The sequence below is a fragment of the Roseomonas mucosa ATCC BAA-692 genome (assembly GCF_000622225.1).
Lineage (GTDB): Bacteria > Pseudomonadota > Alphaproteobacteria > Acetobacterales > Acetobacteraceae > Roseomonas > Roseomonas mucosa.
Map to the genome: position 1 here is coordinate 340,146 of NZ_JHWD01000002.1, position 25,626 is coordinate 365,771.

23 protein-coding genes are annotated in these 25,626 nt (G+C 72.7%); 17 read left to right on the forward strand and 6 right to left on the reverse strand.

Features of this window, described 5'->3' with window-relative positions; all coding sequences use genetic code 11:
* Window positions 1–37: 37 nt before the first annotated feature.
* From hrpB to BT98_RS0104180, 3 genes are read left to right on the forward strand one after another with little or no spacing between them, the layout of a single operon-like run.
* Complete coding sequence (gene hrpB, locus BT98_RS0104170; RefSeq protein ID WP_019461484.1) at window positions 38–2,515, forward strand: ATP-dependent helicase HrpB; 2,478 nt, start codon at window positions 38–40, stop codon at window positions 2,513–2,515.
* Window positions 2,512–3,804 carry an MFS transporter gene (locus BT98_RS0104175; RefSeq protein ID WP_026033260.1) on the forward strand — a complete coding sequence of 431 codons (1,293 nt, stop codon included), beginning with the start codon at window positions 2,512–2,514 and terminating at the stop codon, window positions 3,802–3,804. Before hrpB ends, BT98_RS0104175 begins: the two co-directional genes overlap by 4 nt.
* 51 nt (window positions 3,805–3,855) lie before the next feature.
* Window positions 3,856–5,493, forward strand: a complete 1,638-nt coding sequence (locus BT98_RS0104180) for a Na+/H+ antiporter (RefSeq protein WP_019461486.1) — start codon at window positions 3,856–3,858, stop codon at window positions 5,491–5,493.
* A 190-nt stretch (window positions 5,494–5,683) separates the two neighbouring features.
* Here BT98_RS0104180 and BT98_RS0104185 read toward each other — a convergent pair whose 3' ends face one another.
* Both BT98_RS0104185 and BT98_RS0104190 read right to left on the reverse strand, forming a co-directional pair.
* Entirely contained in the window at window positions 5,684–6,832 is a 1,149-nt protein-coding gene (locus tag BT98_RS0104185) for a helix-turn-helix transcriptional regulator (protein ID WP_019461487.1), read from the reverse strand.
* Between the two features lie 89 nt (window positions 6,833–6,921).
* On the reverse strand, window positions 6,922–7,929 hold the full coding sequence (locus BT98_RS0104190) for an LLM class flavin-dependent oxidoreductase (RefSeq protein WP_019461488.1): 1,008 nt from the start codon (window positions 7,927–7,929) through the stop codon (window positions 6,922–6,924).
* Between the two features lie 348 nt (window positions 7,930–8,277).
* Between BT98_RS0104190 and BT98_RS0104195 the strand changes: the two genes are divergently transcribed.
* From BT98_RS0104195 to BT98_RS0104225, 7 genes are all read left to right on the forward strand, one after another.
* On the forward strand, window positions 8,278–9,348 hold the full coding sequence (locus tag BT98_RS0104195; RefSeq protein ID WP_019461489.1) for a trypsin-like peptidase domain-containing protein: 1,071 nt from the start codon (window positions 8,278–8,280) through the stop codon (window positions 9,346–9,348).
* A gap of 266 nt (window positions 9,349–9,614) precedes the next feature.
* Window positions 9,615–10,670 carry a FecCD family ABC transporter permease gene (locus tag BT98_RS0104200; RefSeq protein ID WP_019461490.1) on the forward strand — a complete coding sequence of 352 codons (1,056 nt, stop codon included), beginning with the start codon at window positions 9,615–9,617 and terminating at the stop codon, window positions 10,668–10,670.
* Complete coding sequence (locus tag BT98_RS0104205; RefSeq protein WP_051004866.1) at window positions 10,667–11,512, forward strand: ABC transporter ATP-binding protein; 846 nt, start codon at window positions 10,667–10,669, stop codon at window positions 11,510–11,512. Before BT98_RS0104200 ends, BT98_RS0104205 begins: the two co-directional genes overlap by 4 nt.
* Window positions 11,513–11,959: 447 nt before the next feature.
* Window positions 11,960–13,384: a magnesium transporter gene (gene mgtE / locus BT98_RS0104210; RefSeq protein WP_019461492.1), complete on the forward strand. Its 1,425-nt coding sequence runs from the start codon at window positions 11,960–11,962 to the stop codon at window positions 13,382–13,384.
* 154 nt (window positions 13,385–13,538) lie between these two features.
* Window positions 13,539–14,219: a winged helix-turn-helix domain-containing protein gene (locus BT98_RS0104215; RefSeq protein WP_019461493.1), complete on the forward strand. Its 681-nt coding sequence runs from the start codon at window positions 13,539–13,541 to the stop codon at window positions 14,217–14,219.
* A gap of 195 nt (window positions 14,220–14,414) precedes the next feature.
* Entirely contained in the window at window positions 14,415–15,947 is a 1,533-nt protein-coding gene (locus BT98_RS23205) for a sensor histidine kinase (RefSeq protein ID WP_237719377.1), read from the forward strand.
* A gap of 56 nt (window positions 15,948–16,003) precedes the next feature.
* Entirely contained in the window at window positions 16,004–16,306 is a 303-nt protein-coding gene (locus tag BT98_RS0104225) for a hypothetical protein (protein WP_019461495.1), read from the forward strand.
* Between the two features lie 78 nt (window positions 16,307–16,384).
* Here BT98_RS0104225 and aidB read toward each other — a convergent pair whose 3' ends face one another.
* From aidB to BT98_RS23210, 4 genes are read right to left on the reverse strand one after another with little or no spacing between them, the layout of a single operon-like run.
* Window positions 16,385–17,212, reverse strand: a complete 828-nt coding sequence (aidB, locus tag BT98_RS0104230; RefSeq protein WP_026033262.1) for an AidB family quorum-quenching N-acyl homoserine lactonase — start codon at window positions 17,210–17,212, stop codon at window positions 16,385–16,387.
* A gap of 41 nt (window positions 17,213–17,253) precedes the next feature.
* The gene (locus BT98_RS0104235) at window positions 17,254–17,841 is read right to left on the reverse strand and encodes a class I SAM-dependent DNA methyltransferase (RefSeq protein WP_019461497.1); all 588 of its coding nucleotides are present in this window, start codon (window positions 17,839–17,841) and stop codon (window positions 17,254–17,256) included.
* Window positions 17,838–18,596, reverse strand: a complete 759-nt coding sequence (locus BT98_RS0104240; RefSeq protein ID WP_019461498.1) for a PIG-L deacetylase family protein — start codon at window positions 18,594–18,596, stop codon at window positions 17,838–17,840. The genes BT98_RS0104235 and BT98_RS0104240 overlap by 4 nt, the downstream gene beginning before the upstream one ends.
* A 54-nt stretch (window positions 18,597–18,650) precedes the next feature.
* Entirely contained in the window at window positions 18,651–19,847 is a 1,197-nt protein-coding gene (locus BT98_RS23210) for an acyl-CoA dehydrogenase family protein (protein ID WP_019461499.1), read from the reverse strand.
* Between the two features lie 221 nt (window positions 19,848–20,068).
* Here BT98_RS23210 and BT98_RS0104250 point away from each other — a divergent pair, with 221 nt between their 5' ends.
* The 7 genes from BT98_RS0104250 (at window position 20,069) to corA (ending at window position 25,608) form a co-directional block, all read left to right on the forward strand.
* Window positions 20,069–20,605, forward strand: coding sequence for a CHAP domain-containing protein (locus tag BT98_RS0104250; RefSeq protein ID WP_019461500.1), 537 nt, complete (start codon window positions 20,069–20,071; stop codon window positions 20,603–20,605).
* A gap of 148 nt (window positions 20,606–20,753) precedes the next feature.
* Window positions 20,754–21,755 (forward strand): Bug family tripartite tricarboxylate transporter substrate binding protein, encoded by a 1,002-nt coding sequence (locus BT98_RS0104255; RefSeq protein WP_019461501.1) that lies wholly within the window; start codon window positions 20,754–20,756, stop codon window positions 21,753–21,755.
* A 361-nt stretch (window positions 21,756–22,116) separates the two neighbouring features.
* Window positions 22,117–22,383, forward strand: coding sequence for a twin-arginine translocase TatA/TatE family subunit (locus tag BT98_RS0104260; protein WP_027297157.1), 267 nt, complete (start codon window positions 22,117–22,119; stop codon window positions 22,381–22,383).
* Between the two features lie 196 nt (window positions 22,384–22,579).
* Window positions 22,580–23,212 carry a methylthioribulose 1-phosphate dehydratase gene (locus BT98_RS0104265; protein ID WP_019461503.1) on the forward strand — a complete coding sequence of 211 codons (633 nt, stop codon included), beginning with the start codon at window positions 22,580–22,582 and terminating at the stop codon, window positions 23,210–23,212.
* Complete coding sequence (locus tag BT98_RS0104270; RefSeq protein WP_019461504.1) at window positions 23,209–23,763, forward strand: 1,2-dihydroxy-3-keto-5-methylthiopentene dioxygenase; 555 nt, start codon at window positions 23,209–23,211, stop codon at window positions 23,761–23,763. The genes BT98_RS0104265 and BT98_RS0104270 overlap by 4 nt, the downstream gene beginning before the upstream one ends.
* Complete coding sequence (mtnC, locus tag BT98_RS0104275) at window positions 23,760–24,470, forward strand: acireductone synthase (protein WP_026033264.1); 711 nt, start codon at window positions 23,760–23,762, stop codon at window positions 24,468–24,470. The genes BT98_RS0104270 and mtnC overlap by 4 nt, the downstream gene beginning before the upstream one ends.
* A 151-nt stretch (window positions 24,471–24,621) precedes the next feature.
* Window positions 24,622–25,608 carry a magnesium/cobalt transporter CorA gene (corA, locus tag BT98_RS0104280; protein ID WP_019461506.1) on the forward strand — a complete coding sequence of 329 codons (987 nt, stop codon included), beginning with the start codon at window positions 24,622–24,624 and terminating at the stop codon, window positions 25,606–25,608.
* Window positions 25,609–25,626 lie beyond the last annotated feature (18 nt).

Sequence of the window (25,626 nt, forward strand, 5' to 3'; positions counted from 1 at the left end):
TGACAAAGCGCGACGCTTGCGCCTATCTGACGGCAACATGCTCCCCGAACTTCCCGTCACGGAAGCCCTGCCGCGCCTGGCGGCAGCCCTGCGCGACGCTTCCAACGCCGTCCTGGTCGCCCCGCCAGGCGCCGGCAAGACCACCCTGGTCCCCCTGTCCCTGCTGGACGAGCCCTGGCTGGGCGATGGCCGCATCCTGGTGCTGGAACCCCGCCGCCTCGCCGCCCGCGCCGCCGCCCGGCGCATGTCCGACCTGCGGGGGGAGGCGCTGGGCCAGACCGTGGGCCTCATCACCCGGCTCGACCGCGCCGTCTCCGACGCCACCCGCATCGAGGTCGTGACCGAGGGCCTGCTGGTCCGCCGCCTGCAATCCGATCCCGGGCTGGAAGGCGTGGCCGCCGTCCTGTTCGACGAGGCGCACGAGCGCCATCTCGACACCGATCTGGGCCTCGCCCTCTGCCTCGACCTGCAACGCGCCCTGCGGCCGGAGCTGCGCCTCGTCGCCATGTCCGCGACGCTGGACGCCGCCGGCTTCGCCACCCTGCTCGGCGAGGAAGGCCGCCCCGCCCCGGTGATCGAGAGCGCGGGGCGGATGTTCCCGGTGGAGATCCGCCACCGCCCGCGCGACCTCGCCTCGCCGCGCGACCTGCCGGAGGCCATGGCCGGCGCGATCCGCGAGGCGCTGCGCGAGCATCCGGGCGACGTGCTGGCCTTCCTGCCCGGCTGGGGCGAGATCGCGCGGACCGCCGAGCGCCTGGATGGGCTGAAGGTGGGCGGGCTCGACGCCGATGTCATCGCCCTGCATGGCGAACTCCCGCCCGCCGAGCAGGACCGTGCCCTTTCCCCCTCCGCGCGGCGCAAGGTGGTGCTCTCCACCTCCATCGCCGAAACCTCGCTGACCGTGCCCGGCGTCCGCATCGTGGTGGATGGCGGCTTCCGCCGCGTGCCCAGGCTCGACCCCGCCTCCGGCCTCTCCAAGCTCGTCACTGTCCGCATCGGCCGCGCCACGGCGGAACAGCGCGCCGGCCGCGCCGGCCGCACCGAGCCGGGCGTCGCCATCCGCCTCTGGAGCGAGGCGCTGCACCGCGGCCTGCCGCTGGCCGACCGGCCGGAGATCCTGGAGGCCGAGCTGTCCGGCCTCGCCCTGGACTGCGCCGCCTGGGGCGCCGAGCCGCGCGACCTCGCCTTCCCCGACCCGCCGCCCGAGGGCACGCTGGCCGCCGCCCGTGCCCTGCTGCGCGACCTCGACGCCCTGGACGCGGAGAACCGCATCACCCCGACCGGCCGCCGCATGGCGCGCCTCGGCACCCACCCCCGCCTCGCCCGGATGATGGAGGCCGCGACCTCTCCCGAGGAACGCGCCCTGGCCGCCGACCTCGCGGCGCTGCTGGAGGAACGCGACCCGATCCGCGCCCCCTCCCGCGACCGCGACGCGCCTTCCGACATCGAGCTGCGCCTCGACCTGCTGCGCGGCGGCGACCATCCCGGCGCCGACCGTGCCACCCTGTCGCGCATCCGCCGCGCCGCCGGGCTGCACCGCCGCCGCCTGCGCGTGCCGGGCGGCATGGCGGCGGAGGGCGATCCCGGCGCCCTGCTCGCCGCCGGCTTCCCGGACCGGATCGCGGCGAAGCGCGGCACGATGGACGGCGCCTTCCGCCTCGCCTCGGGGCAGGGCGCCCGGCTCGGCGCCACCGACCCGCTGGGCAAGCAGCCGCTGCTCGCGGTGGCCGACCTCGCCCTCCAGGGCACCGAGGCGCGCATCCGCATGGCGGCCCCCCTCAGCCGCGCCGTGCTGGAGGAACGCTTCCCCGAACGCTTCGTGCGGGAGGAAGGCGCCAGCTTCGACGCCCGCGCCGGCGCCGTCCTGCCCCGCCGCCGCCTGCGTTTCGGCCCCCTGGTGCTGGAGGAGACCACCCTCCCCGTCGCCGACCCCACGGCCGTCGCGGAGGCCCTGGCGGAGGCCGTGGCGGGGCGCGGCTTCCGCGACCTGCCCTGGACCGACGCCTCCCGCCGTCTGCGCGCCCGCCTCGCCTGGGCGCATCGGGTGGAGCCGGAATCCTGGCCCGATGTCTCCGACGAGGCGCTCGCGACGCGGGCGAAGGAATGGCTCGCCCCGCACCTGCACGGGCTGACGAAGCTGACCGAGCTGCGCAACCTGAACGCCCACGAGATCCTTTCCGGCCTGCTCGACTGGCCACAGCGCCGGCGCCTGGACGCGGAGCTCCCCGACCGGCTCGACCTGCCGAGCAACCGCTCCGCCTCCATCGACTACGACCGCGACCCGCCGACGCTGGAGGCCCGCGCCCAGCACCTCTTCGGCCTCGCCAGCCTGCCGCCGCTGATGGGCGGGCGCGTGCCGTTGCAGGTGGCCCTGCTCTCCCCCGCCGGACGCCCGGTGGCGCTGACCGCCGACCTCGCCGGCTTCTGGCGCGGCGCCTGGGCCGATGTCCGCAAGGACATGCGCGGCCGCTACCCCAAACATGCCTGGCCCGAGGACCCGACCGCCCCCGCATGAGTGACGCACCATCCCAGCCGGCCGGCGACGGCCCCCTGAACACCGCGACCGCGCCATCCGCCGCCCAGGCCGAGGCGGCGTCCCCATTGCTGCGAAACCGCTCCTTCCTGCTCTTCTGGGTGACCCGGGTCTCCTCCGCCCTGGCCTTCCAGGTCATCGCCGTCTCGGTGGGCTGGCAGGTCTATGCGCTGACCGGCAGCACCTTCGCCCTCGGCATGGTCGGCCTCGCCCAGTTCGTGCCGCAGATGATCCTGACCCTGCCGGCGGGCCATATCGCGGACCAGTACGACCGCCGCCACATCATGCGCGCCTGCCAGCTCGCCGAGGCCCTGGCCGGCCTCACCCTGGCCGCCACCGCCCTGGCGGGCCACACCCCGACCTGGCTGGTCTTCGTGGTCGTGGCGGCGGTGGGCGCCGCCCGCGCCTTCGAGAGCCCCGCCACCACCTCCCTGCTGCCGGGCCTCGTGCCGTCCTCCCAGTTGCAACAGGCCATCTCGCTCACCAGCTCGGCGATGCAGACCGCCATGATCCTGGGCCCGGCCCTGGGCGGCCTCCTCTACGCGCTCGGCGCCGGCCTTGCCTATTCGATCGTCACCGCGCTCTTCCTGACCGCCGCCCTGGCCACCACGCTGATCCGGCTGGACCACACGCCGCCGCGGCGCGAGCCGCTGACGCTCGCCAACGCCTTCGCCGGCATCGGCTTCATCCGCACCCGGCCCATCCTGCTCGGCGTCATCACGCTCGACCTCTTCGCCGTGCTGCTTGGCGGCGCCGTGGCGCTGCTGCCCGTCTATGCCAAGGAGATCCTGCACACCGGCCCCTGGGGCCTCGGCCTGCTGCGCTCCTCTCCCGCCATCGGCGCGCTGGCGATGTCGCTGCTGCTGGCGCGCTTTCCGATGCGCCACCATGCCGGGCTGAAGATGTTCGGCGCCGTGGGCGTCTTCGGCCTGGCCACGGTGGTCTTCGGCCTTTCCACCTGGCTGCCGCTCTCCGTCGCGGCGCTCGTCGTGCTGGGGGCCGCGGATGTGGTGAGCGTCGTGATCCGCTCCGCGCTGGTGCAGTTCGCGACGCCGGACCACATGCGCGGCCGCGTCAACGCGATGAACATGCTCTTCATCGGCGCCTCCAACCAGCTCGGCGAATTCGAATCCGGCGTCACCGCCGCGCTGCTCGGCACCGTCCCCGCCGTGGTGCTGGGCGGCATTGGCAGCATCGTGATCGTGCTGCTCTGGATGCGGGTCTTTCCGGCGCTGCGCCGCGTGGACAACCTGGAAGCGCTGTCGCGATAGGCGGGAGAGGCGCCGCCGGAACCGGAGACGGAAGCAGGCTCGGGAAATCACATGGATATCGTCACCCTCGTCCTCGTCATGCTGCTCGCCGTGGTGGTGAGCAACTACATCGCCCGCCTTTCCCCGGTCCCGCTGCCGCTTCCCCTGCTCCAGATCGGCATCGGCGCCCTGCTGGCCTATGGCCCGCACTTCGAGGTGGAGCTGGAGCCCGAGATATTCTTCCTCGTCTTCCTGCCGCCCCTGCTCTTCCTCGACGGCTGGCGCATCCCCAAGCGCGGCTTCTTCCGCGACGGCTGGACCATCCTCACCCTGGCGCTGGGCCTCGTCGTCTTCACCGTGCTCGGCATGGGCCTCTTCATCCACTGGCTGATCCCGGCCATGCCGCTGGCCGTCGCCTTCGCCCTCGCCGCCGTGCTCTCGCCCACCGACCCGATCGCCGTCTCATCGGTCGCCGCGCGCGTGCCCATCCCGCACCGGCTGATGCACATCCTGGAAGGCGAGTCCCTCCTGAACGACGCCTCCGGCCTGGTCTGCCTGCGCTTCGCCGTCGCGGCCGCGCTCACCGGCACCTTCTCCCTCGCCGAGGCCTCCGTCACCTTCCTCCAGCTCGCCCTCGGCGGCGTCGCCGTCGGCGTGGCCGTGACCGTGGTGGTCAGCTTCGTGCAGAAGCGCCTGCTGCGCCGCGCCGGGGAGGACCCGGGCATCCAGACGCTGGTCAGCCTGCTGATCCCCTTCGGCGCCTACCTCGCCGCCGAGCACGTGCACACCTCCGGCATCCTGGCCGCCGTCGCCGCCGGCATCACCATGAACTATGTGGAGAACCTCGGCATCGCCATGGCGGTCACGCGCATGCGCCGCACCGCGGTCTGGGACACGGTGCAGCTCGCCGCCAACGGCGCCATCTTCGTCCTGCTGGGCGAGCAGCTTCCTCGCATCCTGGCGAGTGCCGCCGCGACGGTGAACCAGGCCGAGCACCACGACGAGAGCTGGCTCCTGCTCTATGTCATCGCCATCACCCTGGGACTCGCCGCGCTGCGCTTCGCCTGGGTCTGGATCTCCGTGCAGTTCATCCTGCTGCACGCCTCGCGAAAGGGCCTTTCGCCGGAACGGCCGAGCTGGCACCTCGTCGCCGTCATGGCGCTCGCGGGCGTGAAGGGCGCGATCACCCTGGCCGGCGTGCTCACCCTGCCGCTGGTGTTGCCGGACGGCGCGCCCTTCCCGGCGCGCGACCTCGCCATCTTCCTCGCCATGGGCGTCATCCTGCTCTCGCTGGTCGTGGCCAGCCTGGCCCTGCCGCCGCTGCTGCGCCGCCTAAGCCTGCCGCCGCAGCCCACGCACCAGCACGAGGAGGACGAGGCCCGCGCCGCCGCCGCCAGCGCCGCCATCCGCGCCATCGAGCGCGAGCAGCACGAACTGGCCGAGGGGCGCGACGACGCCGACCTCTTCGCCGAGGCTGCCTCCCAAGCCATGGAACCCTATTGCCGCGCCAGCGACACCCATGCACCGGAGCCGGAGGAACAGGAACGCGCCCAGAAGCGCGTGGCCGTCGAGCGGCACCTGCGCCTCGCCGGCCTGCGGGCCGAGCGCGACGAGCTCTACCGCCTGCGCCGCGCCCGCCGCATCGAGGACGAGACGCTGAGGCACCTGGTGCGCGAGATCGATCTGACCGAGGCGCGCTACGTTTCCTGAACGAAACCGGATGACCCTTCCCGCACGGCGAACCCACAACCATTCCGTGCGGGGAGCGGAGGCCGGAAGGTGGCGGAGGGCGCGATCGCCAAGCACCGGCAGGAACTGCGCCGCCGTGGCATCGCCCTGTAAGGCCCCGCTCCGGCTTGCCGCGAACATCCGGGCCAGGCGGCCATTCCTGGCGGGCGACCTATCGCCGCTGCGGCCTCGTCCACAGGGCCAGGCGGCTGAACAGGGCCACCAGCTCCGCCTGCCGCCCGGTTCCGGTCTTCTCAAAGATGGAGCGGAGCTGCGTCCGCAGCGTTTCGCGTGACAGCCCTGTGGCCGAGGCCGCCTGCGGCAGGCTGTGGCCCTGCATCAGCAGCCTCGCCAGCCGGATCTGGGCCGGCGTCAGGCCGAAGAGGTCGCTCAGGATCGCCGCCTCCGGCAACGGGGGCGGCTGGATATCGTGGAGCACCAGCACCGCCAGTGCCCCCGTGAAGAGCTGCTGCGCCCCCCGGCGCAAGGGCAGCAGGCGCAGGATCATGGGGAGCTGCGACACCCCGGGCGCGACGGCGAAGGACAGCACCGGCGGCAGCCGCGACGCCGCGATCGCCTCCAGCGCCGCGAGGACCTGCCGCTCCGCCGCCTCGTCCGCCAGGGCCAGCCGGTCCCCGCCGCCCTTCGCCTCCCGCCGCACCCGGAAGCCCGCGTTCGCCACCACCAAGCGCCCGCCCAGGCCCAGCACCGCAGCAGGCAGGTCGATCTCCTCCAGCAGATCCAGCTGGCGGTCGAGCTGGCTCCGGCCCATCCGGGCGGTGACCGTGGCGGCACGCGCCAGATGCGGCCGCAGTGCTTGCAGGAGCCGGACCTGCCCGGCATCGAGCGGCCCCCGGGAAAGCTGCCGCTGGACGCTGAACATCAGCCTTTCCCCATTCGGCAAGTCCACCATCGAATAGGTGCCCCAGCCCAGGTCCCTCGGCCGGAGGAACTCCTGGTGGTGCGGGTCCGCCGCCATCTCCTCGCGGGTGTAGAGCTCCGTGTATTGCAGGAAACGCTTCTCGGGACGCTCCAGCAGCCGCCGCGGCAGGTCCGAACGCTGGTGCCAGCCTTCGGCGAACCATTCCCCCGCCGCGTCCCGTAGGCCCGGCGAGCTGATATACTCGATCCGCTGCCCCATGGTGACCAGGGACACGCCGCCATCGCCGACCCGGAACAGCTCCTCCATCTCCCGGAGCACGGCTTCCCAGAGCTCGGGGCGCAGCGCCGCCTCGTAGATCCGGTCGGTCAGGGCATCGAGATCGTCGTCCGTCAGGCCAGGATCGCTCCCTTGTCCGCCTCCCGGCGGGCATCCCAGCATGGCCGCAGGATGGCCGGGCGATCAAGCCGCCCGGCATCCTTCTTCCGGCAAGACCGTCCGGCGGCCTCGCCGGGCTTTCCCCGGACCGCTCAGCCGCCGTGCCGAGGGAGAAGGTCCTTGCCCAACTCCGCCACGAGGCGGAAGGAGCGCAGCCGGGCCTCGTGGTCGAAGATCTGCCCGGTCAGCACCAGCTCGTCCGCCCCGGTCCGCTCCAGGAAGGCTTCCAGCCCGGCCCGCACCTGCGCCGGCGTACCCACCGCGGAACAGGACAGCGCCCGCTCCGTGCCGGCCCGCTCGGCAGCGGTCCACAGCCGGTCCATGCTGTCCACCGGCGGCGGCAACTGGCCCGGCGTGCCGCGGCGCAGGTTCAGGAACTGCTGCTGCAGCGAGGTGAAGAGCCGCCGCGCCCCGGCCTCCGTCTCATCCGCGAAGACATTGATCGCGGCGGCCACATGGGGCCGGTCGAGCTGCTCCGAGGGGCGGAACTGCTCCCGGTAGACGCGCAGCGCCTCGTCCAGCGCATCCGGCGCGAAATGCGAGGCGAAGGCATAGGGCAGGCCCAGCGCCGCCGCGAGCTGCGCGCCATAGAGAGAGGAGCCGAGAATCCAGAGCGGCACGTCCTGCCCTGCTCCCGGCACGGCCTGGAGCGGCTGCCCCGGCCGCGCGGGGCGGAAATAGGATTGCAGCTCCACCACGTCGCGCGGGAAGCCGTCCGGGTCGCTGTCGAGGTTGCGGCGCAGGGCCCGCGCGGCCCGCATGTCGCTGCCCGGCGCCCGGCCCAGCCCCAGGTCGACGCGCCCGGGAAAGAGCGCCGCCAGCGTGCCGAACTGCTCCGCGATCACCAGCGGCGCGTGGTTGGGCAGCATGATGCCCGCCGCACCGACCCGGATGCGGGAGGTCGCGGCCGCCACCTGGCCGATCACCACCGCCGTGGCGGCGCTGGCGATGCCGGGCATGTTGTGGTGCTCGGCCAGCCAGAAGCGCCGGTAGCCCCAGGCTTCGGCATGGCGGGCGAGGTCGATCGTGTTGCGCAGCGCCGTGCCGGCATCCGCGCCCTGCGGAATGGGCGAGAGGTCGAGAAGGGTGAAGGGGACCATGCGTCCTTCCGTCCTGTGGCCCCGGGCGGGATTGCCACGGGCCGTCCGGCTACAGATAGGGTGCCGCGGCCCCGCCGTCCCGTCCTTGCCGCAGGGCAGCCCCGCGCCCGTCCGGCGGAGGACTCGCCCGGAACCCCCGGACGGCCGGGAACATGCCGCTTCCTGGCACCGGCGGGGCTTTTCCGCGCCGCCACCGGGCCCAGTTGGAAAGGTCCGACCGGAGGAGCGCACCGCAGGATGACTTTTTCGCCACAGCCCCGGCACGCCACCACCGCGTCGGCGGCACGGCCGGCGCAATCCAAGGCTTCGGCCCTTTTTGCGCCGCCCGGGATCGGGGATGATCCGCCCATGATCCAGCACAGCAGCCGACGCAGCGCCCTGCTTGCCTTCACGGGCCTCGCCATGGCGGGTTGCACCGCCCGCCCCTATCCCGCCGAGGCGCAGCGGGTGGCGGTGCTCGACTTCGCCGACCTCGCCGAGAAGGTCCTGCCCGCCGTGGTGAACATCGCCGTCACCGGGGAGCAGCAGGTCCAGATCCCCCCCGACATGCGCGGCACCCCCTATGAGCGCTTCTTTCGCGAGCGCCGGGGCCGCCAGCAGGTCCAGGGCGCCGGCTCGGGCTTCATCATCGACCCTTCCGGCCTGGTGGTGACCAACAACCATGTGGTCGGCAATGCCAGCCGCGTGGTGGTCGCCCTGCAGGACGGCACCGAGATGCCTGCCCGCGTGGTCGGCACCGACGACCTCACCGACCTCGCCCTCCTGCGGATCGAGAGCAAGGAGACGCTGAAATCCGTCCCCTGGGGCTCCTCCGGCAAGCTGCGCGTGGGGCAGTGGGTGCTGGCGGCGGGCAATCCCTTCGGCCTGGGCGGCACCGTCACCTCGGGCATCGTTTCCGCCCGCGGGCGCGAGATCGGCGCCGGCCCCTTCGACGACTTCATCCAGACCGATGCCGCCATCAACCCCGGCAATTCCGGCGGCCCGCTCTTCAACATCGACGGCGAGGTGATCGGCATCAACACCGCCATCTTCTCGCCTTCCGGCGGCTCGGCCGGGATCGGCTTCGCCACGCCCTCGGACCTCGCGCGCCCGGTGATCGAGCAGCTCCGCCGCGACGGGCGGGTGGAGCGCGGCTGGCTCGGCGTCGCCGTGCAGGATGCCACGCCGGAAGGCGGCCGCGGCCGGCGCGGCGTGCTGGTGCAGGGGGTGGAGCGCAACAGCCCCGCCGCCCGCGCCGGGCTGCGCCAGGGCGACCTGGTGATCGCGCTGGATGGAGAAAGGGTGGACACCTCGCGCGTGCTGATCCGCTCCGTGGCCGGGGTGGCGCCGGGGCAGACCGTGCGGCTGACCCTGATCCGCGACGGGCGGCAGCAGGAGATCCCCGTCCAGGTCGGCCGCCGGCCCAGCGGCGCCGGCTGAGGCCGCCGCCCGGCCCGCCGCCGCGCTCCGGGGTCATCCTTTCGCGTTGTCTTCTGGGGCTATGCCCTCGGAGCATGGCGCGGGAGCGCGGCGCCATCCGCGAATGATTATCAGCACGCGGCGAATTGGTGTAAGCAACTGCCCATGCCGCCGACCCCGCCGCCATACCGCGTTCGCGACATCGCCTCGCCCACCGGAGCCCCTTTCCCCGGAACCCCGCCGACCGGAGAAGGCCGCAGAGGCCCGTCCCGCGAGGCCGCCCCGAAGTGAGCGCCGCCACTTCGCACGACCTCGCCGCGGCGGACTACCGGCGCCTGCTGCTCCGCCGTGGCGCCGTGCTGGCCGGCCTGACCCTGCTGCTGGTGGTGGCGCTGGTTTGCGACGTGATGACCGGCCCCTCCCGCCTGCCCTTCGCCGACGTGCTCGCCACCATCCTCTCGCCCGATGGCGCGACCGGCCCGATGCGCGTCATCGTCTGGGATGTCCGCCTGCCCTATGCGCTGATGGCGGTGCTCGTCGGCGCCGCCCTGGCGCTCGCCGGGGCGGAGATGCAGACGGTGCTGAACAACCCGCTGGCCAGCCCCTTCACCCTCGGCGTCTCCTCGGCCGCCTCGCTCGGCGCGGCGCTGGCCATCGTGCTGGGCCGCGGCGTGCCCTGGGTGCCGCAGGAATGGCTGATCCCGGCCAATGCCTTCGTCTTCGCCTTCGCCTCGATGCTGCTGCTGCACTTCATGTCGCGGCTGCGCGGCGCCGGGGTGGATTCGCTGGTGCTGTTCGGCATCGCCCTGGTCTTCGCCATGAACGCGCTGGTCGCGCTGCTGCAGTTCGTGGCCACGGAACAGGCGCTGCAGCAGCTCGTCTTCTGGTCCATGGGATCGCTCGCCCGCGCCACCTGGCCGAAGATCGGCATCATGGCGCTGGCCCTCGCGGTCTGCGTCCCCTTCTGCGCCCGCGCCACCTGGAAGCTGACGGCGCTGCGCCTCGGCGAGGACCGCGCCCGGTCCTTCGGCGTTGATTCCGCGGCGCTGCGGCGCGGCTCGCTGCTGCGCGTCTCGCTGCTCGCCGCCGTCTCCGTCGCCTTCGTCGGCACGATCGGCTTCGTCGGGCTGGTCGGCCCGCACGCGGCGCGGCTGATGGTGGGCGAGGACCACCGCTACTTCCTGCCTGCTTCCGCCCTTTGCGGCGCGGTGCTGCTCTCGCTTTCCTCCATCGCCTCCAAGATGATCGTGCCGGGGCTGCTGATCCCGATCGGCATCGTCACCGCACTGATCGGCGTGCCCGTCTTCGTGGCGCTGGTCTTCGGCCGGGCGCGCGCGGCATGAGGGACGAAGCCATCCACCCCACGGGCACCCCCCACACGGACAATCGCCAGCCCTTGGCCGTGGAGCATGTCTCGGTCGGCTACGGCAAGCGGCAGATCGTCCGCGACCTGTCGCTGCGCCCGATGCTGCCCGGCACGCTGACCGCCCTGGTCGGCCCCAACGGCGCCGGCAAGTCCACCCTGCTGCGCGGCCTCGCCGGGCTGGTGCCGGCGAAGGGCCGGGTGCATCTCGGCGGGCAGGACCTCTCCGCCATGTCGGTCGGCCGCCGCGCGCGCCACGTCTCCTACATGCCGCAGGGCCTGCCCCAGGGCGTGGCGCTCACCGTGCTGGAAACGCTGGTCGGCGCGCTGAAGGCCGTGGCCCCCGCCTCCGGCGCCGTCTCGGGCGAGGAAGCCGCCCGCCGCGGCCTCGCGATCCTGGAGCGGCTGGGCATCTCCGACCTCGCCCTGCGGGGGCTGGACCGGCTGTCCGGCGGCCAGCGCCAGCTCGCCGGCCTCGCCCAGGCCCTGGTGAGGGAGCCGGAGGTGCTGCTGCTCGACGAGCCGACCTCGGCGCTCGACCTGCGCTTCCAGCTCTCGGTGATGGGGCTGGTGCGGCAGACGGTGCTGGAACACGGGCTGATCGGCGTGGTGGTGCTGCACGACCTCAGCCTCGCCGCCCGCTTCTCGGACCGGGTGGTGGTGCTGCACGACGGCACGGTACGGGCGGACGGCACGCCCGAGGACACGCTGACCCCGGCGATCCTGGCCGAGGTCTATGGCGTGGCGGCGCGGATCGAGTTCTGCTCCCAGGGCAGCCTGCTGGTGCTCGCGGACGCCCCCCTGCCCCGGCAGGCGGCCTGACCCCCGCGCCCGGCTGCCGCCCGGCGAAGGCGCCGGTGAGGAAGGGCGTGAATCGGCGGCGGGCGGGCCGGTACCCAAGGGGCAGGGACCATGCTCATGCCCCGAAATTGCCGCCCGTTCGTTAACGCCATCCTAAAACGTTGCAACATCCTTACCCATCCGGAAGGCTGGCAGCGGTTTCCGTCAGTTTCCCCGCCACTCCCCGGGTGACGGTCCCCGGGAACACGCCCTTGCCCCTGCTTGACACTGCGGTGCGAAAGGATCATGCGCCTTTCCGCCGCGCGCTCCCCTCCGGGTCCGGCGCGGCGCCGAACCCCCAGACGAAGCTCATGCCAAGCGACAGTCACAGTCGATCTCGCCCGCCGTTGGTGGCCGCCGCGGACTGATCCCGCCTCCGGGTCCGGTTCCCCGCGTTCCGCTGCCAACGGCATGACGGAACGGTGAAACATGGACACGAACAGGAACACCCCCGGCGGCAACCAGGCCGACCGGACCGCTGCTCCCGGCCCGGTGCTGGACCCGCGCGAACAGGGCGCGGCCGGCATCCTCGCCGAACAGCTCGCCCAGGGCCACGTCGCCGATGCAGTGGAGCGGCTGAACACCCTCTCCCCCCAGGAGTCGGCCGCCGCCCTCGCGCTGCTGCCCGACGATCGCGCCGTCGAGATCCTCGACAAGCCTGAGCTCGACGACCCGGCGGAGATCGTCCACTTCCTGCCGCGCGACCGCGCCGCGGTGCTGCTGGAAGGCATGTCCGCCGACCGCGTGGCCGACATGCTGCGCGACCTGGAGGGCACGGAGCGGGCGGCGCTGGTGGCGCGGCTCAGCGCCGAGATGGCGCTGGCGGTGCAGCGCCTGCTCTCCTATCCGCCGCGCACCGCCGGCAGCATCATGACCACCGAGTTCGTCAGCGTCCCCGCCAACTGGACGGTGGCGCAGACCCTGGCGCATGTTCGCAGGGTCGAGCGCACGCGCGAGACGATCTACGCCATCTATGTGGTGGAGCCGCGCACGCGCGCCCTGGTGCGCGCGGCCACCATGCGCCGCCTCATCACGGCGGAGCCAGGGGACTTCATCCTCTCCGCCACGCGCGAGACCGAGCCCGTCACGGTCAAGCCGCTGACCAGCCGCGAGGAGGTGGCCCGCCTGTTCCGCCGCCACGACCTGCTGGCCGTGCCGGTGGTGGACGACGCCCGCCGCATCCTCGGCATCGTGACGGTGGACGACGTGCTCGACGCCATCGTCGAGGAAGGCACCGAGGACGTGCAGCGCTTCGGCGGCATGGAGGCGAGCGACGAGCCCTATACCGAGCTCGGCTTCGGCGGGATGATCCGCAAGCGGGCCGGCTGGCTCTGCGCCCTGTTCCTCAGCGAGATGCTCACCGCCAGCGCCATGCAGCACTACGAGGACGCGCTGGAGCGCGCCGTGGTGCTGACGCTGTTCATCCCGCTGATCATGAGCTCGGGCGGCAATTCCGGCTCCCAGGCCACATCGCTGCTGATCCGCGCCCTGGCGCTGGGCGAGCTGCGGCTGCGCGACTGGTGGCGCGTGGCGCTGCGCGAGCTGCCGACCGGCCTCACCCTGGGCGCCATCCTGGGCACCATCGGCATGCTGCGCATCCTGGCCTGGCAGGAGTTCGGCTTCTTCGACTATGGCGAGCACTGGATGCTGATCGCCCTGACCGTGGGCACGGCCCTGGTGGGCATCGTGACCTTCGGCTCGCTGGCGGGCTCCATGCTGCCCTTCATCCTGAAGCGCATCGGCTTCGACCCCGCCAGCGCCTCCGCCCCCTTCGTGGCGACCCTGGTGGATGTCACCGGCCTGGTCATCTACTTCTCCGTGGCCTCCGCCATCCTGCGCGGGACCCTGCTGTGACCCGGCCCCGCCCACGGCAGACCCGGAAAGGGCGCCGAGGGGCGGCCGCCCCGGTCTTCACGGAACCCCGGTCTTCACAAAAGGCCGGAATTTCATCAGCCTGCCCATCCAGCACGGTCTGGGCTAAGCACAACATCCCGCCGGGAGACCTGGAATGCGGATTCTGCTTGTGGAGGACGACGCCGAGGTCGCCCGCTTCGTGACCAAGGGCCTGCGCGAGGCCGGGCATACCGTCGAGCATTCGTCCAATGGCCGCGACGGCCTGTTCCTCGCCGCCTCGGAACCCTTCGACCTGCTGGTGCTGGACCGGATGCTGCCCGGCGGCGTCGATGGCGTGCGGCTGGTGGAGACCCTGCGCACCCAGGGGAACCGGACGCCCGTCCTGTTCCTTTCCGCCCTCAGCGCCGTGGACGAGCGGGTGAAGGGGCTCAAGGCCGGGGGCGACGACTACCTCGCCAAGCCCTTCGCCTTCGCCGAGCTGCTGGCCCGTGTCGAGGCGCTGGGCCGCCGCCCGGCGGTGGACGCGCCCGCCACGCGGCTGAAGGTCGCGGACCTGGAGCTCGACCTGCTTTCCCGCACCGTGACGCGCGGCGACAAGCGCATCGAGATCCAGCCGCGCGAGTTCCGCCTGCTGGAGCACCTGATGCGCCATGCCGGGCAGGTGGTGACCCGCACCATGCTGCTGGAGAAGGTCTGGGACTATCACTTCGACCCGCAGACCAACGTGATCGACGTGCATGTCTCCCGCCTCCGCCAGAAGCTGGACAAGGGCTTCGACAAGCCGCTGATCCACACCATCCGCAATGCCGGCTACATGCTGCGCGCGGACCCCTGACGGGAGGCTCTCCATGCCCTTCCAGGGGGGCCGGCAACGGGAACCGGCCTCCACCCCGTCCCGGCCGCGCGGGTTCCGCGCCGGTGGGGACGGAGGCGTGATGCCGCGATGAGCGCCGGGCCGCCGGCCGGACCGGAGCAGGGACCGGCGCACGGGCCGCCGCCATGCGGGCCAGCGGGCGGGTTGCCCGCCGGGTTGCCTGACACGCCGCCGGCCAGCCCCTCCGGCAGGTCGCCGAACGGACCACCGAAGCGGCCGCGCCAGCCATTGGCCGGGCTGCGGCTGCTTGGCCAGCGGCTGGCGCGGCTGGTGGGCGGCGCCGGCTTCCGCGCGGCCGCCTTCTTCGCCACCGTCTTCCTGCTGGCCGGGCTGGTCTTCGCCGCCGTGCTCTGGTGGGGCACCGCCGGGGCGCTGGACCGGCAGACGGATGCCACCATCCGCAGCGATGCCGCGGTCTTCCAGGAACGCTGGCGCGAGGCCGGGCGCGACGGGCTGATCGAGGCCATCGCCCAGCATCTGGCCGAGGATGTGGAGGACCAGAGCCTCTACCTCCTCACCGACGTCACGGGGCACCGGCTGGCCGGCAACCTGGAGGCGCCGCGCGACGGCTATTTCGACACCTATCTCGCCGGGCCGCGCTGGCAGTCCCTGTCCCTGCTGCGGGAAGGCGTGCTGACCGAGGCGCGGATCTTCCGCCTCGACTTCCCCAACGGCGACGTGCTGCTGCTGGGCCGCGACGTGGAGGACAAGCTGCGGCTGCGCGAGCTGCTGAACGAGGGCCTCGCCTGGTCCGCCGCGGCGGCCGCCTTCTTCGCCTTCGCCGGGGCCTGGGTGCTGCGCCGGGCGCTGGAGGACCGGCTCCAGCCCGCCGCCGACACCGCCGCCGCGATCGCGCAGGGCGACCTGAGCCAGCGCGTGCCGCTCTCGGGCCGGGAGGACGAGTTCGACCGCCTCGGCAGCGCCATGAACAACATGCTGGACCGCATCGCGACGCTGATGGAGGGGGTGCGCGGCGTGTCCGACGCCATCGCCCACGACCTGCGCACGCCGATCGCCCGCGCCCGCGCCAAGCTGGAGGACGCGCTGGCCGAGGCCGAGGGCGCCCCGGACCGGGAGGCGGCGGAGCTGCTGCGCCAGGCGGTGGATCGCGGCATCGCCGACCTGGACGGCATCGCCCGGGTCTTCCAGGCGGTGCTGCGGATCGCGGAGGTGGAGGCCGGCGCGCGGCGCGCCGCCTTCGCCCCCTTTGACCTCGCCCCGGTGCTGGCCGATGCGGCGGAGCTCTACGGCGCCTCGGCCGAGGCGGCGGAGCAGAGCCTGGTGGCGGAGATCCAGCCCAACCTGCCGCTGGTGGGCGACCGAGACCTGCTGCTGCAGGCGGTGGCCAACCTGCTGGACAACGCGGTGAAGTTCTCGCCGCCCGCCAGCACCGTGCGGCTGCGCGCCTTCCGCGACCGGCAGGCGGTGCATGTCACCGTGGCCGACGAGGGACCCGGCATGAGCCCCGGGGAGCGCGCCCGCGCCGGCGAACGTTTCTTCCGCACCGACGGCGCCCGCGCCACGCCCGGCTCGGGCCTCGGCCTGTCGCTGGTCCGCGCCGTGACCGCGCTGCATGGCGGCGAGATCATCCTCGCCGACACGCGCCCCGGGCGTCCCCTGCCCGGCCTGAGCGTGACGCTGCGCCTGCCAATGGACCCCGAGCAGCCGGAGGGCCAGGCGAGCGGCTAACGCAGCTTTCACGGCGCGAACACGGCGGCACAGTGTCCCGTGCCCGATAAGGGGCCATGCGACACAAGGCCATCGCGCCGGTCCTGCTCCTTGCCGGGCCCCTTTTCTGTCTCCAGTCCACCTCCCTTCAGACCGTCGGGCTGGCCGTGGAGAAGGGGGCGCGGGACCTCTGGCATGTGCGGCCGGACCGTCCGGAATACTGCCAGGAGCTGGCGAGCCGCCTCGCCGCCCTGCCGGGCGCCCTGACCACGCCGGCCAAGCAGCTGGGGGACGAGGGGCTGACCCTGTGCCGGAAAGGCTATCCGCGCACCGGCGTCGCCAAGCTGCGCCGCGCTATCCGCGAGGCCCAGGGGAACTAGGACGGAACATCGAAGCCGTCCCAGGATCAGATCCCAGGATCAGATCCCGGGGCCAAACCCCAGGATCAGCCCCGGGGATCAGCCGGCCACCATCCGGAAGCCCATGCCCTCCGCCCGCACCCGGCTGAAGCCGGTGACATGCCCACCCGTGACCAGCCAGCCCGCGGCGGCCGCGCGCTCCAGTCCCGCCTTGCGGCTGCGGCGCGCCTCGGCGGGGTCGAGGTCATAGGTCAGGCTCAGCGTCGGGTCGGCCGATTGCGGCCCGGCGAGGTGCAGCAGGTCGCCCCAGAGCAGCAGGCTGCCGCCCTCCCCCTCGCCGCGCAGCAGATAGCCGGCATGGCCCGGCGTATGCCCCGGCAGCGGCAGCAGCTCGATCCCCGGCAGGACCTCCCCGGCGGGGACGCCGCGCAGCCGCCCGACATAGGCCCGCACCAGCTTCTCCGCGATGTCGAAGCCGCTGCGCCGCTCCGGCGGTGTCGCTTCGCGGGATACGGCATCGGTGAAGAAGCCCAGGTCCCGCTCCGGCACCAGGATCTCCGCCCGCGGCAGCCAGGGTTCCTCCCCATCGAGCAGGCCCAGCGCATGGTCGCCATGGATATGGGTCAGCAACACGCGGTCCACCTGTCCAGGCGCGATCCCGTGCCGCTCCAGCGCCGTGCGGGCATGGCCGAGTGCCGGACCCCAGGCATGGCCCGTCCCCGCATCGACCAGGGTGATGCCGTCAGGCCCGCGCAGCAGGAAGGCGTTCACGTCGATCCTGATGGCATCGCCGGACAGCGGCCCCAGGGCGCGGTCTCGCGCCTCCACTCCGTCGGGATGCACCACCACCCCCGGTGGCGGTTCGAAGATGCCGTCGAGCAGGAGCGCCACCTCCCGGTCACCGATCCGGCGACTTCCATCCGTCATGGCATTCCAGTCCTCTTCCAGCGAATCCCGGCGGCCGCGATTCAATCGATGCGGCGCAGCGTGTCCATCCGGTAGAACTCGCTCCGGCTCGCCACCAGGGGCTTCAGCACATCGGCCGTGCCGGCGATGAAGCGCTCCGTGGCCTCGTCGCCGGACAGGGGGAAATCGGTCTCCGGCAGCCAATGAACCAGCACCACGTCGCCGCCGGGGCGCAGGGAACGCGTGACCTGCGTACAGACGCGCTTCAGATCCTCTTCATCGAAGAAGTACAGGACCTCGGAAAACAGGATCAGGTCGAAGTGCCCTTCCGGCCATTCCTCCGGCACGCGCCCGCGCAGGATCTCCACATGCGCCTGCCCCGCCAGCCGCTGCCGCGCCCGTGCCAGCGGAGCCTCGGCCGCGTCCAGCGCCACCAGCCGATCGCAGCGCTTCGCCAGCTGCTCCGTCAGCACGCCGATGGAACAGCCGATCTCCAGCGCCGCCGCGTAATGCGGGCGCGGCAGGGCGGCCAGGGTGGCGGCGTATTTCTCGCGCTCATAGGGCTTGCTCTCGAAGCCCCAGGGGTCCGGGTTCCCGGCATAGAGATCGTCGAAGTAGCTGGTCGGCAGGCTGCGGTCGCTGCGGCTCATGGCGTCAGGTCCAGATAGAGTTCCCAGGGGCGCAGCAGCACGTCGAGTGCCGCCGGCGAAAGCACGAAGCCACCCGGGTCATCCGCGATCAGCCCGGTGGTCTGGCTGCGATGCGCCGCCACCGCCGCCCGCTTGGCGGGCAGCTCCGCCGCGATGTCCAGCCGGACGCCGCGCGGCACGGCGGCGAGCTCCACCGGCTCCACCGGCGCCAGCATCCCCGGATAGAGGTGCCGCCAGCCCCAGACCGGATAGGCCAGCAGGCGCAGTCCCAGGTCCCCCGCGACATGCCGCGCCATCCGCCAGGTGGCGAGGTGGTCGCCATGCGGGTCCTCCTCCCAGGGGGCGAGGATCGTGGTGGCGCCGTCGCGCAGCGCCAACCCGCCGATGGCGGTCGCCGCCGCCTCGAAGCCCGGCCCTTCCTGCGGCACCGCCCCGTCGGGCAGGCCCAGCGTCACCAGCCGCTCCGGCCCCAGGCCGAGCGCGGCCAGCGCCGCCGCCATCTCCTCCTGCCGCAGCGCCGCCAGCCGCCGGGGCGGATAGAGCCGCGAATCATGCGACGCCGCCCCGTCCGAAACCAGCACCACCCGCACCTCCCGCCCGCGCGCCGCGAGCTGCGCCAGCAGCCCGCCGCAGCCGAGGGATTCGTCGTCCGGATGCGGTGAAAGCAGCAGCACCGGCCCGGCCTCCGGCAACAGCGCCTCCAGCCCTTCCAGCGGCCAGGCTTCGGCGGCGCGGAGAAACTCGGTGGCCTTCATGCGATCGTGTCCGCCTTCATGTCCCGGGAGCATCCGGCCCGGCGGGGCCCCGGCTCACCGGCCCCAAAGATCGCCCACCGGGGCCGCCGCCGCCAGGGCATGCTGCGCCGCCGATGTCAGGGCGCGGTCCGGTCCCGGCTGCCGCAGATAGGTGGCGAGATCCCGCGCGATCCGCTCGACCGGCGCCGGGCGCAGGAAAGCCCCGAGTCCGATGGAGCGCTGCGCCAGTTCCATCGCCGCCAACCCCGCCCGTTCCACCGCGCCGCGCGCCAGGTCCACATAGGCCACGACCCGCGCCGCCGCCTCCCCGTCGCCAGAAGCCCCGGCCTCCGGCCCCTCGGCCATCCGCGCCGCCTCGCCCACCCAGAGCCGCGCCGCCTCCGCCTCCGCCAGGGCCTGGCCGAGCCGCGCCTGCTGGTGTGGGTCCCCGCCCCGGCCGGTCGCGGTCAGATGGTGGCGCAGCGCCTCCACCACCGCCTCGATGCCTCCGAGATGTACGGCCAGGAAGCGCCAGGCGCCACCGGAGAAGCCGGGCTGGGCGAAGTAGGCCCCGGGCGGACCGATCAGCGCCCCGGGGCTCAGCTCCATGCCGCTGAAATCCATGTTCCCGGTGGCCGAGGCCCGCATCCCCGAAGCCGTCCAGACGGAAAGGTCCGCCCGCCCGGTGCCCCTCGGCAGCGGCAGCAGCAGCATCCGCACGCCGTCCGGTGCCTGGGCCGGGACCAGCGCCCGTTCCACCAGCCCGGCCCCGGAGCACCAGATCTTGCCCCCGCTGAGCTGGCGCATGTCCTCCTCCAGCACCAGCCCGCGTCCCGGCACCTCGGCGGCCCAGACCCCGAAGAGGCGGCCTGCCCGGGCATCCGCCGCGGCTTCCTCCACCTGTTCCGGCGTACCGTAGGCGGCGACGAGGCGCAGCGCGTTCACATGCCCTTCGAAGAGCCGTCCCAGCGGCAGGCTGGCCCGGCCGATCCGGCGCAGCGCCCGCATCAGCGGCTTGGTGCCCCCGGGTTCGGAACCCCAGCCCAGCCCGCCCAGTGCGCCAGGCAGCGGCGCCACCAGCAGCCCGGCCGCGCCGAGGGCCGCCACCTCCTCCACGGGCAGGCCGCCTTCCCCGTCCAGCCGCGCGGCCCGCTCCTCCACTCCCGGCAAAAGGGCGTCCAGCCGTTCCAGCATCTCCGCCGTGGAGGCTGGCGCCGTAGGCATGGTGGTGAGGGAGGCGTGGGCGGGGTGCGGGAGGGCGTGGTGATTCATGCTGCCGCTTCAACCGGACAGGCCGGACCGGGTTGCCCGCCCGGCGGGGAAGCGATGCGAAACCGTTGCAAAACTCCGCGTGGTCCCGCCCCACTTGGTCCCGCCGCGGGCCGGATCTCCCCTGCGCTGCGGCAGAGGAGTAGCATGGCGGCACTCCGGGCGCGGGGGCGTTCCGGGGGTGGGGAATCGGCCGGCATATCCGGAGGGGGGCCTCGGCGATCATGTCTGTGCGGCGGAAGCTGTGGGCGGCCGTCCTGCTGGCCGTGCCGCTCGTCCTGGCGGGCTGCGCCGGGTCGCGCGGCACCGTCTCCAATGCCAGGGCGCGTGCCCATGGCTACGAGGGCGGCGGCGGTGCCTATCTGAGTTGCGTGCCCTATGCGCGCGCCCGCTCCGGCATCGCGCTGCGCGGCGATGCCTGGCAGTGGTGGGACGCGGCCGCCGGCAGCTACGCGCGCGGGGCGCAGCCGCGCCCTGGCAGCGTGCTGGTGCTCCGCCGCACCGCCCGGTTGCGCGACGGCCACCTGGCCGTGGTGTCGCGCGTGGTCTCGGGGCGGGAGGTGCTGGTGGACCATGCCAACTGGGCCTCCGGCGGGCTGAAGGGCCTCGTGGCGCGCGGCCAGCCGGTGATCGACGTCTCCCCCGGCAATGACTGGACCCAGGTGCGGGTCTGGTATCCCCCGGCGCGGGTTGTCGGCAGCACGGTTTTCCCGGCCTACGGCTTCATCTACCGGGACCTGCCCCGGCAGGCGTCGCGCTGAATCCCCGCAGCCCCTTGACCAGGGACTCTGCTGGACGCGCCCCGCCAGCCGGCGAAGATGGGCCCGGTGGTTCCCGGCGGCCCGGCAGGCTCCCCTCGCGGGCCCGCGGAAGCCTCGCGGGGTCTGCCGGGAGAGAAGACGGAACGCCATGACCACGATCCTCAGCCGCCGCGGCCTGCTCGCCAGCACGGCGGCCCTGCCCCTCGCCGCACCGGCCCTGCACCGGGCCCGGGCCGCCACCGCCACGGACGCCCCCTGGCCGGACCGGCCGCTGCGCCTGATCCTGCCCTTCCCGGCCGGCTCCACGCCCGACCTGGTGGCCCGTGCCATCGGCCCGGAACTCTCCGCCGGGCTCGGCCAGCCCGTGGTGGTGGACAACCGCCCCGGCGCCGGCGGCAATATCGGCACCGACATGGCCGCCAAGGCGACGGACGGCCACACCATCTGCCTGTCGATCAACGGGCCGATCACCACCGCCCCGGCCCTGTACCGCAACCTGCCCTATGACCCGCAACGCGACCTGCGGCCGATCGCCATGGCGGTGCGGGCGCCGCAGCTGCTGGTCGTCACGCCCGGCGTGCCGGCGCGGAGCCTCGCGGAGTTCTTCGCCTATGTGAGGGCCAACCCGGGCAGGCTCTCCTTCGCCTCGGTCGGCGCCGGCTCGGGTGGCCACCTCGCCATGGTGGAGCTGATGGCGCGCGAGGGGCTGCGGATGGAGCACGTGCCCTATCGCGGCTTCCCGCAGGCGGTGCTCGACATGGTGGCCGGCCGCATCGAGACCATGGTGGTCACCATCGGCGCCGTGCTGCCGCAGGTGCGCGACGGCCAGCTCATCGCCCTCGCCTGCACCGGCGAGCACCGCGCCGCCGAGATGCCGGATGTGCCGACCCTGGCCGAAGCCGGGATCAAGGACGCTACCTCCTATGGCTGGAGCGGCCTCTTCGCCCCGGCCTCGATGCCCGAGCCGCATCGCGCCCGGCTGGAGGCGCTGGCCGTGGCCGGGTTCCGCAAGCCGCAGGTCCGCCAGGCGCTGGAGAATATCGGCTTCGAGGTGATGGGCCTGCCCAGCCAGGACTTCGCCCGCTTCATCGCCGCCGAGACGGAACGCTGGGGCAGCCTGATCCGCAAGCTGGACATCCAGGCCGACTGAGCCCCCTTCCGGCGCCGGCCCCGGAACCGGCGCCGGCCCGTGGCGTTACAACGCGTTGCAAAGCCGTTCCGCCCCGGCCACGGCCCGAGGTTGTGCCGGACCCCGCACGCCCCCATCTCCCGGTCGGGAGCCGGTCCGCCCCTGGCCATCGGCCCGTGGCCCCGGCTTTTCCGGCGAGGATCGGAGAGGGTCCGCCAGCCCGTGTGGTCGGGCGGCGGCGCTCCGGATCACCGTCCGGCAGGCAGAATCCGGCGGCCGGGCGATTACGCCGCGTGCCTTTCTGCTCTAGTGTCGGTAGGGAAACGCGATCGAGGCGCCGCCGGGCGCGCCTTGGCATAATGACAGGAATTGAGGCCGCACCATGGGTTCGTTCAGCATCTGGCACTGGCTCATCGTCCTGCTGGTGGTCCTGCTGCTCTTCGGAAGCGGCAAGATCAGCGGTCTGATGGGTGACCTCGCCACCGGCATCAAGTCGTTCAAGAAGAACATGCGCGAGGACGAGGACGAGTCCATGGCGCGCGACACCCAGGCGCCGCCGGCCAACCTGCCGCCCCCGCCCCCGGGCTCGCCGACCACCGGCACCAACAACGCCACCACCACGGCCAATCCGGGCCGCCCCGCGGCCTGAACCGTGCAGGGGAGCCCGGGCGACGGTCCACGGGCTCTCCTTTCCCGGCACCGACCGCCCTGGCGCCCTTTTCCGCGCCCCGGAATTCTGACAGACCAGCGCCGGCCCAGGAGGCTTCCCGCAGGGAGTCCCCGGGGTCGGCTTTCCCTTGCCGGGGCCACGCGCCCCGGCTTCCCCCTGTCCGGGAGATCGGGTCATGGAGCTGGCGGAAGCGGTCAGCCGCATCATCGGGGCCGGCCGGCGCATGGACGCGCGCGGCTGGGTCCCCGCCACGGCGGGAAACCTTTCCATCCGCCTGCCCGGCGACCGGATCGCGGTCACGCGCTCCGGCTGCCACAAGGGCTTTTTGCAGGACGGGCACGTCATGGTCGTGGACCTGGACGGCAGGCCCGAAGACCCGTCGCTGCGGCCTTCGGCGGAAACCCTGCTGCATTGCGGCGTCTATCGCCACTTCCCCGAGGCGGGGGCGGTGCTGCACGGCCACAGCGTCCCCAACACGGTGATGTCGCGCATGTCGGGCGACGAGATCCTGCTGGAAGGCTACGAGCTGCTGAAGGCCTTCCCCGGCCTGCCCACCCACGAGGCCACGGTCGGCCTGCCGGTCTTCGACAACGACCAGGACATCGCCCGCCTCCAGTCCCGCGTTTCCGCCCGCTGGCGGGAGATGGCGGAGGACGACACGATCGTTCCGCCGGGCTATTTGATCCGCGGCCACGGCGTCTATGTATGGGCCGCCGACATGGATGGGGCCTTGGCGCGGCTGGAGGCCCTGGAGTTCATGCTGGGCTGCGAGCTGATCGCGCAGAGCCGAGGAGGGATGTTCGAATGAGCCGCCTGGTCGTTCACGACGCCGCCACCAAGGCGGTGGAACTCGACACCGACAACGCCACCGCCATCGCCGAGACCCTGGCCGCCATCGGCGTGCGGTTCGAGCGCTGGCCCGTCGTCTCGCTGCCCCAGGGTGCCGATGCCGAGGCGGTGCTGGATGCCTACCGCCCGCACCTGGACGCACTGCTGGGCCAGACCGGCGCCGGCTCCTCCGACGTGATCAAGCTCTCCCCCGACCATCCGCAGCGTGAGACGCTGCGCACCAAGTTCCTCGACGAGCACACCCATACCGAGGACGAGGTCCGCTTCTTCCACGAGGGCTCGGGCAACTTCATCCTGCACGTGAACGGCAAGGTCTATGATGCCCACTGCACGGCGGGCGACCTGATCAGCGTCCCGGCGAACACGCAGCACTGGTTCGACGCCGGCACGCATCCCTCCTTCACCGCGGTACGGATCTTCACCGACACCTCGGGCTGGGTGCCGCACTACACGGGCACGGACATGGCGAAGCGCTTCCCGGCCGCCCACGGCACGCCCGCGCAGGCATGAGCGCTCCGGTGCCCGCCACCCGCCCGGCCGCGATCCTCACCGACATCGAGGGCACGACCAGCGCCATCGCCTTCGTGAAAGAGGTGCTGTTCCCCTTCGCGGAGGCGGAACTCGACCGCTTCCTGGACCGCCATGGCGGGGAGGCCGAGGTCGCCGCCATCCTGGCCGGGGTGCGCGAGCTCGCACCGGGGCAGGAGCCGCGCGCCGTCCTGCGCACCTGGATGGCATCGGATGCCAAGGTCACGCCGCTGAAGGCACTGCAGGGGCTGATCTGGCGGCAGGGCTACGAGGATGGGCGGCTCACCTCGCATCTCTATCCGGACGTGGCCCCCTGCCTGCGTGCCTGGTCCGCGGCCGGGCTGCGCCTCTGCGTCTATTCCTCCGGCTCGGTGGAGGCGCAGAAGCTGCTCTTCGGCCACAGCCCGGCGGGCGACCTGACGCCGATTTTCTCGGGCTTCTTCGACACCCGCGTCGGCGCCAAGCGCGAGGCCGCGAGCTACCGCACCATCACCGCCGGGCTGCACCTGCCGGCAGGGGAGATCCTCTTCCTGTCCGATGTGGCCGAGGAGCTGGACGCGGCCCGGGAGGCCGGCCTCGCCACCTGCCAGCTCGTCCGGCCCGAGGATGGCACGCAACCCTCCGGCCGCCATCCCGAGGCGGGCGGCTTCCCGGCCGTGGCCTCGCTCTTCGGGCTGCCACACGCCTGAACCCCTGCGGTGCGGGTCCGCCGTGCCCGCAACGCGCGAACACGTCACCCAAGCATGGCGGAATCGTCATGCGGCGGACCCTGGCCGCAGGTTTGCGGCGGCGTCATAGATACCTTCCCGCCCATCCAGCCCGTGAGATCCCCCCGCTCCCATGCTGACCACCTACACTGTGGTGAATGGCCGCCTGGAGGTCAGGGAGGGCACGCGCCCCCCCGAGGAACTGCGAACCGCCGTCTGGCTCGACCTGCTGAACCCGAGCCGGGAGGAGGAGCGCGCCGTCCAGGACGCCCTGGGGCTGGAGGTGCCGACGCGCGAGGAGCAGCAGGAGATCGAGAGCTCCTCCCGCCTCTACCGGGAGGAGGATGCCCTCTTCCTCACCGCCAACTTCCTCTACGGGGTGGAGGAAGGCGAGTTCGGCAGCACGCCCATCACCTTCGTCCTCGCCGCGCACAACCTGATCACCGTGCGCTATGCCACGCCCAAGGCCATCGCCATGTTCTCCACCCGTTGCCGCAAGCACCCGCCGAGCCTGCTGCGCTCCCCCGACCAGGTGATGATCGGCATCTTCGAGAGCGTGGTGGACCGGCTGGCCGATATCCTGGAGCGGGTGGGCGCGGACATGGACACCGCCAGCCGCACCGCCTTCCGCTCCGCCAAGGGCACCACCAAGGCGAACCGGCGGGACGAGGACCTCCGCAACGCGCTGATCGCCCTGGGCCAGGTGGGCGAGGTCACCAGCCGTGCCAGCGAGACCCTGCTCGGCCTCAGCCGCATCCTGACCTATCTCGGCACGGAGAAGGACGCGCTGGTGCGCAAGGAGAACACCACGCAGGTGAAGACCCTGGTGCGCGACCTGAAGTCCCTGGTGGACCATGCGGGCTTCCTGGCCAACAAGGCGAACTTCCTGCTCGACGCCATCCTGGGCGTCATCAACATCGACCAGAACGGCATCATCAAGACCTTTACCGTGGCCTCGGTGGCGTTGATGCCGCCCACCCTGATCGCCAGCATCTATGGCATGAACTTCAAGGACATGCCCGAGCTGGGCTGGGATTTCGGCTATCCGGTGGCGATCGGGCTGATGGTGGTCACCGCGATCCTGCCGGTGCTCTACTTCAAGCGCAAGGGCTGGCTCTGAGCCGCCGTCCCGGCGCGG